We start from the raw sequence: 14,801 nt of genomic DNA on the forward strand, positions 1-14,801 counted from the left end.
TAACCATAATGCTTCTTTACTTGGAGAGAATCTCTTACTCTTTTCCGTCCATATTTTATATAGCTAGACCATAGTAAATAGGTACATACTATGCTAATATATATGTTATAAATGATAATAAATAAATTATGGCAAGCAGTTACAGTTACGATTTAAGAATGAAACTATTCAAAGCTCTAGATGATGGGCTCTCAATTGTTAAAGCATGTAAAATATTCAATATAGGTCGTAACACTATATATAGATGGAAAACTCTTAAATGGGAAACAGGAGATATAAAAGCAAAACCTTATGGTCCAGCAAAGGGTTATAATGCAAAAATAAATCTCAAAGAATTTGAAGAATTAATTATCAATAATCATGATAAAACAGCTAAAGAATTAAGTATTATACTAGGTAATAGATTACAAAGAACTAGAATAAATTACTATAGAAAACTACTAGGCTACACTTATAAAAAAAAAGAATAATATAATAAGAGAATTAATCGAGTCGGTTGGGTGCAGAATTTTATTCTTACCTACATATAGCCCAGACTTAAATCCTATAGAACATTATTGGTTTAAGATTAAGAACGAAATAAGAAAAGTTACGGGGCAATTCAAAGATATCAGTATGGCTGTAGAACACGTACTAAAGTTTATTTAACTGTACCTATTTACTATGGTCTAGCTATAGCTTAATAATCCATTAGTTTCTGCTTGTAATTTTGTCGGTGGATTTAATTTGTCTTCATCATATTTAACTAATATCTCCCATGTTTTAGAGTAATTCCTTATAAGATTAATTAATTCTTGTCCTGTACTATTTACTAAATTTTGATTTATCAAAGTATTTGTTAAAAGTTCTACCGTTTGTTGTAGATTATTTAATTTCTTTTGAGTAATTTTATCTTGATTAATACTATAGCCTTTAATGAGATATTCTTTAAGTAAGTTAGTAGCCCACTTTCTAAAGGCGATCCCTCTCTTAGAATTTACCCTATACCCGACTGATATTATTGCATCTAAATTATAATATTCTACTTGGTATGTTTTACCGTCAGCGGCAGTTGTTGCAAAAAATGCAACAACTGCTTTCTCTTCTAATTCTTGCTCTTTAAATATATTCTTTAGATGTCTTGAAATTACTGATTTATCTCGGGCGAATAATTCTGCTATTTGATTTAAAGATAGCCAAACTGTTTCGTCTATTATCTTAACCTCAACATTAACTTCCCCATTTTCATCTTGATAAATTACTACCTGGTTTTCCATTTCTTTATTCATTGTTTTAAACATTTTTTATGAGCGTAAGCCATTCTTCTTCATCAATAATTTTAATTCCCAGCTCTTTAGCTTTTTTAAGTTTACTGCCTGCATCAACGCCTGCTACGACTAAATCCGTTTTAGATGATACGCTAGCTGCAACTTTAGCTCCAAACTTTTCAGCCGTTGCTTTAGCTTCCGCTCTAGATATCGTCGGTAAGCTACCGGTAAATACTACTATCTTGCCTGTTAAACTGCTTTGTTCTCTAGTCTCTTTATAATCTTCAATATTTAATATTTCACCAAGTTTTTTGATAAGTTCAATATTTTCTTTAATGTCAAAAAAATCAATAATATCTACTAAAATCTTATAGCCGATACCCTCTAAATCATTTAGTTTTTGATAGATATCCGAATCGTTTTTACTAAGTAATCCCATTTGAGCTATAAAATTAGCATAGCTACCAAATTCTCTAGCAAGTAATTTAGCGTTTTGTTCACCGATATGCCTTATACCTAATGCATATATGAACCTTGGTAAGCTAACGTTCTTTGATTTTTCTATATTTTTAAAAAGATTCTCTACTGATTTTTTACCCCACCCATCCATGTTCTCAAGTTTTGTTAAGCTAGAATCATTTTTTTCTTTTAAAAAGAAAATATCGAATGGATTGCTAATTAATCCCTTATCTATTAAAAACTCAACTTGCTTACGCCCTAATCCTTCAATATCCATAGCATTTTTCGATACAAAATGACGGATACGCTCATAATTCTGAGCAGGGCAGTTAAGACCGTTATCACAGCGTATAATAATATCTTCAGGTACATAATGTAATTTAGAATTGCATGACGGACAAAATAAAGGAGTATCAAACGTTGCTGTATCATTAGGACGTTTATCAAAATCAACTCCCGTAATTTGAGGAATAACGTCACCGGCACGTTGCAGAAATACATAATCGCCGATACGTACGTCTTTTCGCATAATTTCTTGAAAATTATGCAGCGTTGCTCTGCTAACGGTTACCCCGCCTATTTCTATAGGTTCAAGCTCGGCTACCGGTGTTAACGTACCGGTTCTGCCTACTTGCACCGTAATAGAAAGCAGTTTTGTTTGTCCTATTATAGCAGGAAATTTATGAGCGGTAGCAAATCTTGGAGATCTAGCAATAAACCCCATTCTATTTTGCAGTGCAAAATCATTTAGCTTATATACTACTCCATCAATTTCATAAGGTAAATTTTCTCTATTTGTTTTGAGATATTCATAAAAAGCAAAAATTTCTTCTTCGGAATACGCAAGTTTTGATATCTCATTAACGCTAAAGCCGAATTCTTTTAATTTTGTAAGTAGTTGATCTTGTGAAGAAGCGAGATTCTGTTCAGTTACCCCTCCTGAATAAACAAAATATTTGAGCGGCCTTTGAGCCGTAATAGAAGCATCAAGTTGACGAAGCGAGCCGGCAGCAGCATTACGAGGATTGGCAAATTTATCTCTGCCCTGCTCTTCCTGTTCTTTATTTAGGTTTAAAAAATCTTGTTTCTCAATATAAATTTCCCCTCGCACTTCTAAAAACTCCAGAGCATTATCTATTTTATGAGGAAAATTTTTGATTGTTTTAATATTTGCCGTTATATCTTCACCGACATATCCATCACCTCTTGTAGCTCCCGTTGTAAGCAGCCCATCTTTATAAATAGCAGAAAAAGACAAACCGTCTATTTTAGGCTCACAAAAGATAGGAACAAACTCATCAAGGCGTAAGAAATTTTTTATACGATCTACAAAATCTCTTACATCTTGCTCGTCAAAAGCATTACTAAGAGATAGTATTGGTGCTTGATGCGTAACTTTAGCAAATTTATTTGCTATTTTAGCCCCTACTTTTTTGCTAGGACTATTTTCTAGAATTAGATGGGGGAATTTCTGATCTAGCTTTAGATTGGTATTAAATAGCTGATCATACTCGGCATCTGAAACTAAAGGATTATCTTCTATATAATAAGCATGATTATATGCTGCTATTTTATCTGCTAATTCTTCTAGTAATTTTTTTGCTTCTTCTTCAGATATTAAATCAATATTTTGCATTAGTAATTCATACTTTTATTTAAAATTCGGATTTAATAATGATATCTACATTGTAATATATAAACGGTTTTACCTTTAATAGTATATATTAACCTATGTTCGTGATTAATCCGGCGAGACCAATAGCCTGATAAATCGTACTTTAAGCCTTCAGGTTTACCGATTCCCGTAAAGGGAGAACTTGTAATATCTTTAATTAGCTCATTTATTTTTTCTAGAATTTTTGTATCATTTTTTTGAAAGTACAAATAATCTGCCCATGCATCAATGTGAAATGATATTTCCATTATAAAGACATTGTTTTAAAGTTTTTATTTGCTTCAAAATCATTAATTGCTCGTTTTAGTCTTGCAGCATTTTTAGGGCTTTTTAATAAGTATAAAGTTTCCTCCATAGCATTATAGTCTTCAAGGGACATAATAACCACCGGTTTTTGTTTTTGTCTAGTTACAACCACTGAAGTGTGATCTACACAAACTCTTTCCATAATATCTGCAAAATTATTTCTTGCTTTAGTGTAAGATATTGCTTCCATAATATGATATATTTAAGTACATGTACATATAATAAGACATATTTTATAATTAGTCAATTTAAGAATTAAAATCAAAATCTTTACCTAGTTTAATATATTCTCTAATACGGCTCATGAGGTTTTGAAAATATGTTAAATTATGCCACGTCATTAGCATAGAGCCAAGTATTTCACCGATTCTAACTAAGTGATGCAGATAAGCTTTACTATAGTTTTTACAAGCAGGACATAGGCAATCATACTCAAGCGGCTCGTTATCATCGACATATTTGCTATTGCGGATATTTACCGTACCGTATTTGGTAAAAGCCTGACCGTTGCGACCTGAGCGTGTCGGGATTACGCAGTCAAACATATCTATACCCCTGCTAACCGTACCGATAATATCAGCAGGCTTACCGACTCCCATTAAGTAACGCGGCTTATTTTGCGGCAGAAAATCGGGAGCATAGTCAAGTACTTTAAACATAAGCTCCTGCCCCTCGCCTACCGCAAGCCCGCCTATAGCATAGCCCTCAAAATCGAGTTCTACTAAATCCTTAGCCGATTGCTCACGTAATTCTTCGTAAATACTACCTTGAATAATACCGAATTGTGCGTAGCCTTCCTGCTTAACAAAAGCATTACGCGATCTCTTCGCCCATCTAGTCGTTAACTGCATAGAAGTTTTAGCTTCTTCAAAGGTTGAAGGGTAAGGCGTACATTCATCAAAAGCCATAGTAATCGTACTACCGAGCAGATATTGTATTTCGGTAGAACGCTCAGGAGTTAACATATATTTATTGCCGTTAATATGAGAGCTGAAACTTACTCCCTCTTCGGTTATCTTGCGTAACTTCGATAACGACATTACCTGAAAACCGCCGGAATCGGTTAATATAGGCTTATCCCAATTCATGAATTTATGCAGACCGCCAAGACGTGCTATACGTTCGGCAGTCGGCTGCAGCATTAAGTGATACGTATTACCAAGCAGTATATCCGCCCCCGTTTCAGCTACTGATTCAGGTAGCATTGCCTTAACGGTTCCTCTAGTCCCGACCGGCATAAAGGCAGGAGTGCGAATCTCACCGTGTGCGGTTGTGATAATACCGCTTCTAGCTTTTTTATTCTGATGATGAATATTAAAAGAAAATTTTGACACTGATAACCACTTATTTTTAAAAGCAATATCTTAGCATACTATAATTTATCCTGGAATATAAAAATTAAGGCTAAAACAGGTATCACCTAAAAGCAGCTGATATCGTCATTGCGAGCAGCCGTACGCCTTGTTGCATGGCTCGAAAAACCTGTGCCTTTCCAAAAGTCAATTGAGAACATTATTGTTTTGACGGCATTGCCTAAAAAGAATTGCTTTGTATTGGAGCTTAACGCTTTGATGTCATTCCTAGCTAAAAGCGACTTTGTTGCACGGATCTTATGTCATTCCCACGGAAGCAATGATGATTTTTTCAACTCTAAATAATTATATTTATAGGTGAACTAAATTTATAAAACTATAATTATAGTCATTGACTTATTTTAATTACTTCTCTTAAATGATAATTAAACTCTGTCATTCATGATATAATCTAATTTTTAAGAGTTAAAATATGGAAAATAAAGAAGAAGAAACTTTAACCTCTGAGTTAATAATAGATGAAGAGGAGGAAAAGCGTTTAAAAGCTCAAAATGCAAGGAAAGAGCTTAAGTTAATATTAATAACATTTGCTATTATTCTTACTAGTTTTTTAACTTTTTGTTATTTCTTTTTTAACTATATAGAAGAAAAAGCAGCAGAGTATAAATTACAGCAAGAACAAGAAGCAAAAGTAAATAACAAAACAGAATGAAGTTGTTTAAATACAATATAACCAAAAGTTATTAATCTATTTAAAGTTAAAAAATTATTTGTTATTGCAATTTTTTAACTTTTGCTTTAATTGTAATCAACTATTATTAATATAAATAAAATAACTTTTATGGAAGATATAAGCTCTTGGAAAGAAAAGTTTGAAATTTGCATTTACGCTAAAAAGCTGATTGATAAACTCGAATATTTAAACACTAAAGTAAAAAATCCTGTTGATATAGAGGAAGTCAAAAAAGTATCTACTACGCCCGTAAATATCACGGCTCGCAAATGCGTCAATCGGGTGATCCTTACTACTCTCACCCAATTGAGGTAGCGATTATGCTTGCGGAGTTTGTGGCAGACGAAGCTCCTAAGCTTTTTACTTCTAATATGATAAATGCTGCTCTACTTCACGATACTATTGAGGATACAGAGCTTACTGAAAAGATGATCATCGAAATTTTTGGTAAAGAAATAGCAAAACATGTAGAAGGTTTAACTAGAATTAAACCTCACGGAAAAATCAGTGTCGAGGAAAGCTTAAACCTATTAATTAAGCAAAAAAGATATGATACCGCATTTATAAAATTATTTGATCGTATTCATAATGTACAAACATTAGCAGCTAAATCACCTGAAAAGGCTAAAAAAATTATTGAAGAGACTTTAAGAAATTTTGTACCTTTATCTATTTATTTAAAGATAAAGATCCCTACAATATTTTTAGATATACAAATAGATATTCAAAAAAAATTTCTTTTAGGTTTAAGGATACTGATTCACTTCTTTCTCCAATCTTTGAAAGTGATTTATACCCCCAATATATCCAATCCCTGTAGGAATAATAATCGCTATTAACCCCCCATGCCCATGATTCAAAATAATTAATTAAATACACTAAACCAAAAGAAGTAACTACATACATTAAAGCATGTGATATAGCAAATACCAAACTAGCACAAGTAAAATGTTTAAAAATTGGAAAATGAATAAGAAATATTGGAAGTGCTGGAGTATCACCAAACCCAAAAACAATCACAAAAGATTGTATAATAAATAATTGAAATGGTGTACTAGCCGGATTACTGTAAATAGTATTATATAATAGATAAAAAAGGAAAAGAGAAAAAATTAGCGTTCTTACTTTAATAACTTTTAATGGATGAGTTTTATAAGAAGCATACGCAAATATGAAAAGAGCAAATAGTTTTACTAAGGATACATAAAAATTATGTTGAATGACCTCATGACTAGTATATCCAAAAGAATCCTTAAGTATATTACTACAGTGAACAAACACGAAATAACAACACGCAGGCCATGCACAATAAATAAGGAATAAAGCTAATACTGTTTTTATATTAAGTTTTTCGTTAATAAGCTGGTTTTCCTTAAATAACTCTTTTGAATAACTATTTTTTTCTTCAAGAATTTTTTTTCAAACGACGTTTTGCATCCGCAAAATCTGGAGTTTCACGAAGTGCTGTTCTTGCAACTGCTCCTATTAAACCCTATTATAAGACCAAACCAAAAAGCTAACCGCCAATTAAACCCGTAAGAAGTAAACAGCCAAGATATTGCTAAGGCTACACTGCCCCCTAGTGTAGACCCCATTGCTATTGTACATACTACTGGATATCTTATTGGCGGTTCAGTTATTTCTGTTAGATAAAGAGAGGCTCCTACCACTTCACCTACTGATGAAATCCCTTGTATTGCACAACATATAGTTAATAAATATGCTGCTGTTACTCCTATTTGGGGAAATGGTGCAAGGTTAGCAATAATAAAACATGAAAGTGCCATCAACATAGTAGTAATAATAATTGTAGACTTCCGCCCTATATTGTCACCAATCCAACCAAATATTACAGCTCCAATAGGTCTAAAAGCAAAAGTTGAGAAAAAGTAAGAGTTGAAAAATTGCTGCTGTATGTGGATCAGACTTTGGGAAAAAAAGCTCATTTAGTATAGCTAGACCATAGTAAATAGGTACAGTTAAATAAACTTTAGTACGTGTTCTACAGCCATACTGATATCTTTGAATTGCCCCGTAACTTTTCTTATTTCGTTCTTAATCTTAAACCAATAATGTTCTATAGGATTTAAGTCTGGGCTATATGTAGGTAAGAATAAAATTCTGCACCCAACCGACTCGATTAATTCTCTTATTATATTATTCTTATGGAAGTTGATATTATCCATAATTACTGTTTGTCCAGGATGTAATTCTTTAGTTAATATAGTCTCTACATAGGTTGTAAATATTTCTTTATTACAATTTCCTTCAAATATTACTGGCGCTATAATTTGATTATTACGAAGCCCCGCTATCATACTGATCCTGGATTTATGTTGATACACTTTGTTTCCATAACATCTAGTACCTTTTATACTCCATCCATATTCTCTACAAGCATTATCTTCTATTCCTGACTCATCAATGAATACTAGAGTTTCTTTAGAAATTTGCTGTATCTTTTCTATAAATTCATTCCTTAAACCAATATCCCTTCTGGGATGAAGATGACTTTTTTTTATAAGTGTACCCTAGTAGTTTTCTATAGTAATTTATTCTAGTTCTTTGTAATCTATTACCTAGTATAATACTTAATTCTTTAGCTGTTTTATCATGATTATTGATAATTAATTCTTCAAATTCTTTGAGATTTATTTTTGCATTATAACCCTTTGCTGGACCATAAGGTTTTGCTTTTATATCTCCTGTTTCCCATTTAAGAGTTTTCCATCTATATATAGTGTTACGACCTATATTGAATATTTTACATGCTTTAACAATTGAGAGCCCATCATCTAGAGCTTTGAATAGTTTCATTCTTAAATCGTAACTGTAACTGCTTGCCATAATTTATTTATTATTATTTATAACATATATATTAGCATAGTATGTACCTATTTACTATGGTCTAGCTATACCTATGTTGGTATAATAAATATAGCTGCTCAGTGGGGTGGCATTATGGCATTAGCATTTGGTATTATTAGTATTACTTATCTTTTTAATTGGCATTATGCCTTTTGGGGAGGAACTATAATAGCTTTAGTAGGTTTTATAGCAAGAACTAATTTACGTGAATCAACGGAGTTTATAGATGCAAAACGTCGAATAAAAAATACTTTAGAAAATTTTGGAATAAATGATAAAGAATTATCATTTAAAGAATATGTAGAAGAGAAAATTAATATAAAAACTATTTTAGCTTATTTCTTTCTTGTAAATTCTGGTTCTGCTTGTTCTTATCTTACTTATATTTATTGTGCATCATTATTAAAAACAAATTTTAATTATACTGCACTCGAAATTATAAAAAATAATTTTTGTCTTGCTATTGCTCAATTAATCTTAATGATTACATTAGTTTTGTTAACAAAAAAATTTCATCCTCTTAAATTATTAAAAGTTAGAGCAATTATATTTTTAATTTGTATGCCCTCTAGTATTTATTTACTAAATAATAACTACTTCTTCAAGTTTATCTAAAATTCAATTACTATTAGTTATGACAAGTATAACTACCAGTACTGCTGCATCAATACTTTATAAAAACTTTCCAATATTTAAAAGATTTACGTTTACTACTCTTATTTATGCATTTTCATCAATTTTTATATACGTAGTTACTTCGTTTGGCATAGCTTACTTAGTAAATATATTAGGAACTTACGGAATTCTTCGATACCGGTAGGTATAGCGTTCTACTGGGGAGTGACACATTTTGAATCATTTGAAAAAGTTCGGTATAATTATTAGAGTTAAAAATCTGTTCCTTCAAATTTAATTCGCTTAAGTTAGTTTGTTGTTTAAATATATTCCAACATTTGATGTTTTCGTTGAAATACTAAAAACTTTTGATTGGTGGGCGATGACGGACTCGAACCGCCGACACTCTCGGTGTAAACGAGATACTCTACCAGCTGAGCTAATCGCCCATATTTTTTATTAATTAGTAAAATAACATTATTTATAATTAATAAGAAGTATATATAAATAATTTAGCAAAATTTTATTAGTTTTTGCTTTTAAATTACCTATAAAGTGTTATTTACTTTCATTCAAACTTTTTATTTGTCTTGATAATCTGCTGATTTTCCTTGAGGCGGTATTTAATTTAATTATATTTTTTTTCACACCTTGCATTATCTTAGACTGAGCAACAGATAAAGCTAAGTTAGCATTTTCTTTATTACCAAGACTGATTTCATGTACAACTTTCTTTATAAAAGTTTTTATTGCACTAGATCTTTTTTTATTGATTAGAGTTCTTTTTACTGTTTGTCTAGCAGCTTTTTTTGCTGAAGAATGATTAGCCATTACCGAGTCCCTTATATTTTAATTTTTAATTTCTTCATTAGCATCTTGCTGTATATTTCCTTTAGCATTAATATCTCTATCTACAAATTCAATATATGCTATCGGTGCTAAATCACCATAACGGAATCCGGCTTTTATTATTCTAGTATAACCGCCAGGTCTATCTTTATATCTAGTACCTAAAATATTTATAAGCTTTTCTACTACTTTTTTATCTTTTATTTTTGATAAAACGCTTCTTCTTACCGTTAAATCAGCTTTTTTAGCTTTAGTAATTAGAGTTTCAATGTAAGGTCTTAATTCCTTAGCTTTTGGTAAAGTAGTTTTAATTTGTTCATGGGTTACAAGTGCTACAGCCATATTAGCGAGCATTGCTTGCCTATGACTACTTGTTACATTTAACTTTCTACCTTTAATTTTATGTCGCATTTTTATTAGTCCTTAATTATAAGAATCTTCATAACGTTTAGATAATTCCTGAATATTTTCCGGTGGCCAATCCGGTACATCCATACCGAATCTTAAATTAAATTTTGCCAATATTTCTTTAATCTCATTTAAAGATTTTCTACCGAAATTTGGAGTTCTCAGCATATCGGATTCCGTTCTTTTTACTAGATCCCCTATATATATTATATTATCATTTTTTAAACAATTTGCCGATCTAACCGATAATTCCAATTCATCAACTTTCTTAAGTAAATAAGGTGAAAACGGTAAAGCATCAGTTTTAACTTGCTTATCTTCTTCCTGTTCTTCAAAAGAAATAAATAATCGTAATTGCTCTTGTAAAATACGTGCAGCCAAACCTACAGCCATTTCAGGTAATAAATCACCGTTAGTTTCTACAAACATAATTAACTTATCATAGTCAGTAACCTGACCTACCCTAGTATTTTCTACCTTATAAGTAACACTCTTTACTGGGTTAAATAAAGCATCTATAGCTATTTCACCAATAGGTAAATTATCCTCATAACTATTTGTGCTAAGTACATATCCTTTACCAACCTTACAAGTTAATTCCATTTCAAGCTGCTTGTTCTTAGCTATATTACAAATTACATGATCCGGATTCAGTATTTCTACATCATGACCTGTTTCAATCATACCGGCCGTTACAACACAAGGTCCTGTTGCTTTTAATTTCATGATACGTTTTTCCGCAACATGCATTTTTACTTCAATACCTTTAATGTTTAAAATCACTTCCGATACATCTTCTTTTACACCGGGTATAAAAGAAAATTCATGTTCTATAGCAGGGATCTTTATAGAAGTGATAGCTGCTCCTTGTAAAGAAGAAAGTAATACTCTTCTCATAGCATTACCGAGTGTTAAACCAAAACCTCTTTCTAAAGGTTCAACTACAATTTTAGCTTTATTATTGGTTTCCGGAAAATTTTCATAAGCGACTTTATTCGGCTTTATTAAAGTATTCCAATTTTTACTTAACGATAACATTTAATACCTATGATTCTCTTATACTCTTCTTCTTTTTGGCGGTCTTACTCCATTATGAGCAATTGACGATACATCTAAAATTGATGTAACCACAAAATTTTGTCCGAATAAAGCTCTCATTGCTGATTCACGCTGAGCTCCCGGTCCTCCAATCCTAATAGAAATAGTTTTTAGACCATATTCTTTTGCTTTTTCCGACGCTCTATCAATTGTTACTTGAGCTGCATAAGGTGTTGCTTTTCTTGCCCCTTTAAACCCATTACCTCCTGCCGATGCAGAAGAAATAGTATTACCTTGGATATCAGTAAATGTTACTATAGTATTATTAAATGATGCTCGGATATGTACAACACCAAGAGTGATAGTTTTTTTCTTTTTCTTAACTTTAACCGTCTGATTCATTATTTATACTCTATACTTAAACTATTATTTTACAGCTTTTTTCTTTCCGGCTATCGCAATAGCTTTACCTTTTCTAGTTCGAGCATTAGAATGCGTGTTCTGTCCTCTCACCGGCAACTTACGTATATGTCTAAGCCCTTGATAACATCTTATATCTTTCTTTTTCTTAATATTAAGCGTAACTTCTCGTTTTAAATCACCCTCAACTTTATACTCGCTTTCAATAATATTACGTAAGCTTATTAACTCTTGATCCGTAAGTTCTTTAACTTTTTTATCTTTCGATATTTTTGCTTTATTACAGATCTCTGCTGCCATAGTAGGTCCAAGACCGTAAATGTAAGTTAAACTCACAACTAAACGTTTATTATCGGGAATATTAACACTTGCAATTCTTGCCACAAATAATCTCCAAAATTTTACTGGTAACTAGAAAATAATATAAAAATCTTTATAAAGTCAATTTATTTTTAGTATTTTCTGTATATCAATTTCTATTTCTTGTTCATTTTTACTTCCATTAACTATATAAAAATTACCACTATTTTTATAATAATCTATTAACGGATATGTTTCTGTTTTATATACTTCAATTCTTTTTTTTATTACTTCTTCATTGTCATCTTTTCTATAATCAAATGTACTTGAACCGCAAACATCACATACATTATCAGTTTTAGGCTGCAAGAAGTAACTATTATATATTTTACCGCAATTTTTACAACTATATCTTCCTAAAACTCTTTTAATTAATAATTCATCTGAAACATCAAAATATATTATTTTAATTTTTTCTTTAATAAATGATTCAAAGAATTTCGCTTGCTCTAAATTACGCGGATATCCATCTAATATATAGCCGTTTTTATATTCAGAGGATAATAAAAAATTTTTGATTACTTGATTAACTATTTCATTAGGGATAAGCTCCCCTTGCTTAACATAATTATTAATTAACTCAGCTTCACTAGTTGATGTTTTAATAATTGTTCTAAATATATCACCGATTGCTATATGTGGTAAATCAATTTTTTTAGCTATCTTTTTTCCTTGTGTTCCCTTTCCAGCTCCTGGAGGACCTAAAAAAATTACTATCACTATTTAAGCTCATTTTTAATTTTTTAATTTTACTTTCTTCATTAAACCTTCATACTTACTACTAAATAAGTAAGTTTGAATCTGAGTCATAGTATCAAGTACCACGTTCACTACAATTAAAAAACTCGTACCTCCTAAAGAAAGAGAGATTACATACTTATTCATTAATAGCTCCGGAATTACACATATTACACTTAAATATATCCCACCTATAACCGTAAGCCTTGTAAGTATATAATCAAAATAATCAGACGTATTTTTCCCTGGTCTTTTACCCGGAATATAAGCACCGTATTTTCTTAAATTATTAGCAGTTTCTTCAGAATTAAATACTATTGCAGTATAAAAAAAACTAAAAAACATAATTAATGCTACATACAATAAAATATATACGGGTTTTCCATGCCCTAAGTAATAAGTAAGCATGCCCATAGTTTCTGAATTACTATTAGAAAAATTAGCAAGCGTAGCAGGAAATAGTAAAATTGAACTAGCAAATATTGGAGGTATTACACCAGAAGTATTTAACTTAAGAGGCATATGCGTTGCTTCTCCTCCATAAATTTTATTTCCTACTTGTCTTTTAGGATACTGCACCAATAATTTTCTTTGGGCTTTTTCAAAAAATATAATTATAGCTATTAATACAACTACTCCAATACAAACAGCTATCGCTATTAAAGGCGATAATGCTCCTTTTCTTGATAATTCAAACATACTAATAATAGCACTAGGTACTCCCGAAATTATACCTATAAATATAATTAAAGACGTACCGTTACCTATTCCACGTTGTGTAATTTGTTCTCCTAACCACATTAATAGCATAGTACCTACAACCAAAGTAATTACGGTTGTAACTCTAAAGAAAAAACCCGCTAAAATTACTACAGGACCGGTATTTGTTACAATTGACTCTAAACTTATAGCAACTCCATAAGCCTGAAAAGAAGCAAGCAGAACCGTTAAATATCTCGATAGCTGATTTACTTTTCTTTTGCCGACTTCCCCTTCTTTTTTTAAATTTTCCAAAGGTTTATATGCAACTGACATTAATTGGATAATAATTGAGGCGGTAATATACGGCATAATTGCTAAAGCAAAAATGGACATTCTACCTAGCGATCCTCCGGATAGCATATTGAACATTCCGAGTATTCCGGATTGATTCTTTTCAGCCACACTACTTAAAGCAATTGAATCTATACCGGGTATAGGTATAAAAGACCCAAATCTACATACTATAAGAATGAGAATAGTAAAAACAATGCGACTAACTAAATCATTACCGGATTTTTTAGAAAAATTCTGCCCCATATACTATAATAATTTTCCACCTGCTTTCTCGATTAAATCCTTAGCTTTAGAAGAATAAGCATCTAATTTTAATGATAGAGGAGAAGCGAAATCATCACTACAAATAGATAATAATTTCAATAATTTCTTATTATTTTTATTATTAACTACTCCGACTTCTACCAATTTTTCTTTTGTAATAGTATCATCAGCACTTAAACGCCCATCGGTTAATGCTTCTTCAATATTATAAATATTTATTATATTGTATTTTTTAGTTGAAATACAATTAAACCCTCTTTTAGGTAGTCTTTTGATCATAGGTGTTTGACCACCTTCAAAACCTTTTATTGCAACGCCGGATCTAGATTTTTGACCTTTAATTCCTCTACCGCCGGTTTTTCCTTTACCGCTACCAATACCGCGTGCTATTCTTTTCTTATTTTTTTTAGCACCTATATTATTATATAATTCATTTAATTTCATTTAAAAAC

Annotated in this window: 17 protein-coding genes, 1 tRNA gene and 2 pseudogenes; 4 read left to right on the forward strand and 16 right to left on the reverse strand. The window is 31.1% G+C overall.

Annotated elements, in window-relative coordinates; translation table 11 throughout:
- Positions 1–128: 128 nt before the first annotated feature.
- Positions 129–648, forward strand: a pseudogene (locus REIP_RS08715) (transposase).
- 20 nt (positions 649–668) lie between these two features.
- Here the strand turns inward: REIP_RS08715 and REIP_RS00335 are convergent.
- Genes REIP_RS00335 through tgt form a run of 5 tightly spaced genes read right to left on the reverse strand, consistent with a single transcriptional unit; the run spans position 669 to position 5,021 of the window.
- Complete coding sequence (locus tag REIP_RS00335; RefSeq protein ID WP_231569138.1) at positions 669–1,268, reverse strand: virulence RhuM family protein; 600 nt, start codon at positions 1,266–1,268, stop codon at positions 669–671.
- 4 nt (positions 1,269–1,272) lie between these two features.
- A complete protein-coding gene (ligA, locus tag REIP_RS00340; RefSeq protein WP_045803541.1) occupies positions 1,273–3,342 on the reverse strand; it encodes an NAD-dependent DNA ligase LigA in 2,070 nt (689 codons plus the stop codon).
- Between the two features lie 32 nt (positions 3,343–3,374).
- Positions 3,375–3,629: a Txe/YoeB family addiction module toxin gene (locus tag REIP_RS00345; RefSeq protein WP_045803542.1), complete on the reverse strand. Its 255-nt coding sequence runs from the start codon at positions 3,627–3,629 to the stop codon at positions 3,375–3,377.
- Entirely contained in the window at positions 3,629–3,877 is a 249-nt protein-coding gene (locus REIP_RS00350; protein WP_008579252.1) for a type II toxin-antitoxin system Phd/YefM family antitoxin, read from the reverse strand. Before REIP_RS00350 ends, REIP_RS00345 begins: the two co-directional genes overlap by 1 nt.
- 58 nt (positions 3,878–3,935) lie before the next feature.
- On the reverse strand, positions 3,936–5,021 hold the full coding sequence (tgt, locus tag REIP_RS00355; RefSeq protein WP_045803543.1) for a tRNA guanosine(34) transglycosylase Tgt: 1,086 nt from the start codon (positions 5,019–5,021) through the stop codon (positions 3,936–3,938).
- A 451-nt stretch (positions 5,022–5,472) separates the two neighbouring features.
- Here tgt and REIP_RS00360 point away from each other — a divergent pair, with 451 nt between their 5' ends.
- Together REIP_RS00360 and REIP_RS00365 are read left to right on the forward strand one after the other, a co-directional pair.
- The gene (locus REIP_RS00360) at positions 5,473–5,712 is read left to right on the forward strand and encodes a hypothetical protein (protein WP_039594806.1); all 240 of its coding nucleotides are present in this window, start codon (positions 5,473–5,475) and stop codon (positions 5,710–5,712) included.
- Positions 5,713–5,841: 129 nt separating this feature from the next.
- Positions 5,842–6,572 (forward strand): annotated as a pseudogene (locus REIP_RS00365) (HD domain-containing protein).
- Positions 6,573–7,187: 615 nt separating this feature from the next.
- Here REIP_RS00365 and REIP_RS08310 read toward each other — a convergent pair.
- On the reverse strand, positions 7,188–7,679 hold the full coding sequence (locus tag REIP_RS08310; RefSeq protein WP_052691062.1) for an MFS transporter: 492 nt from the start codon (positions 7,677–7,679) through the stop codon (positions 7,188–7,190).
- A 33-nt stretch (positions 7,680–7,712) separates the two neighbouring features.
- Positions 7,713–8,580, reverse strand: a protein-coding gene (locus REIP_RS08720; protein ID WP_156147374.1) for an IS630 family transposase whose coding sequence is annotated in 2 segments (ribosomal slippage) — positions 7,713–8,252 and positions 8,254–8,580 — 867 coding nt in all. Because the reading frame shifts where the segments join, the coding sequence is not laid out codon by codon here.
- Positions 8,581–8,694: 114 nt separating this feature from the next.
- Between REIP_RS08720 and REIP_RS08315 the strand changes: the two genes are divergently transcribed.
- Positions 8,695–9,216, forward strand: coding sequence for a hypothetical protein (locus REIP_RS08315; protein ID WP_052691063.1), 522 nt, complete (start codon positions 8,695–8,697; stop codon positions 9,214–9,216).
- Between the two features lie 373 nt (positions 9,217–9,589).
- Here REIP_RS08315 and REIP_RS00390 read toward each other — a convergent pair.
- From REIP_RS00390 to rplO, 9 genes are all read right to left on the reverse strand, one after another.
- Positions 9,590–9,665: transfer RNA gene (locus tag REIP_RS00390), tRNA-Val, on the reverse strand.
- Positions 9,666–9,774: 109 nt separating this feature from the next.
- Complete coding sequence (rpsT, locus tag REIP_RS00395; RefSeq protein ID WP_014365557.1) at positions 9,775–10,047, reverse strand: 30S ribosomal protein S20; 273 nt, start codon at positions 10,045–10,047, stop codon at positions 9,775–9,777.
- 18 nt (positions 10,048–10,065) lie between these two features.
- Positions 10,066–10,476, reverse strand: a complete 411-nt coding sequence (rplQ, locus tag REIP_RS00400; RefSeq protein ID WP_045803544.1) for a 50S ribosomal protein L17 — start codon at positions 10,474–10,476, stop codon at positions 10,066–10,068.
- A 12-nt stretch (positions 10,477–10,488) separates the two neighbouring features.
- A complete protein-coding gene (locus REIP_RS00405; protein WP_045803545.1) occupies positions 10,489–11,511 on the reverse strand; it encodes a DNA-directed RNA polymerase subunit alpha in 1,023 nt (340 codons plus the stop codon).
- Between the two features lie 18 nt (positions 11,512–11,529).
- A complete protein-coding gene (gene rpsK, locus REIP_RS00410; protein ID WP_008580920.1) occupies positions 11,530–11,913 on the reverse strand; it encodes a 30S ribosomal protein S11 in 384 nt (127 codons plus the stop codon).
- A 24-nt stretch (positions 11,914–11,937) separates the two neighbouring features.
- Positions 11,938–12,315 (reverse strand): 30S ribosomal protein S13, encoded by a 378-nt coding sequence (rpsM, locus tag REIP_RS00415; RefSeq protein ID WP_023507985.1) that lies wholly within the window; start codon positions 12,313–12,315, stop codon positions 11,938–11,940.
- 57 nt (positions 12,316–12,372) lie between these two features.
- Positions 12,373–13,011: an adenylate kinase gene (locus tag REIP_RS00420; RefSeq protein ID WP_032138891.1), complete on the reverse strand. Its 639-nt coding sequence runs from the start codon at positions 13,009–13,011 to the stop codon at positions 12,373–12,375.
- A gap of 15 nt (positions 13,012–13,026) precedes the next feature.
- Positions 13,027–14,328: a preprotein translocase subunit SecY gene (gene secY, locus REIP_RS00425; RefSeq protein ID WP_045803546.1), complete on the reverse strand. Its 1,302-nt coding sequence runs from the start codon at positions 14,326–14,328 to the stop codon at positions 13,027–13,029.
- 3 nt (positions 14,329–14,331) lie between these two features.
- Positions 14,332–14,793 (reverse strand): 50S ribosomal protein L15, encoded by a 462-nt coding sequence (gene rplO, locus REIP_RS00430; protein ID WP_045803547.1) that lies wholly within the window; start codon positions 14,791–14,793, stop codon positions 14,332–14,334.
- Between the last annotated feature and the right edge of the window lie 8 nt (positions 14,794–14,801).

This window comes from Rickettsia endosymbiont of Ixodes pacificus (assembly GCF_000965155.1).
Classification (GTDB): domain Bacteria; phylum Pseudomonadota; class Alphaproteobacteria; order Rickettsiales; family Rickettsiaceae; genus Rickettsia; species Rickettsia tamurae.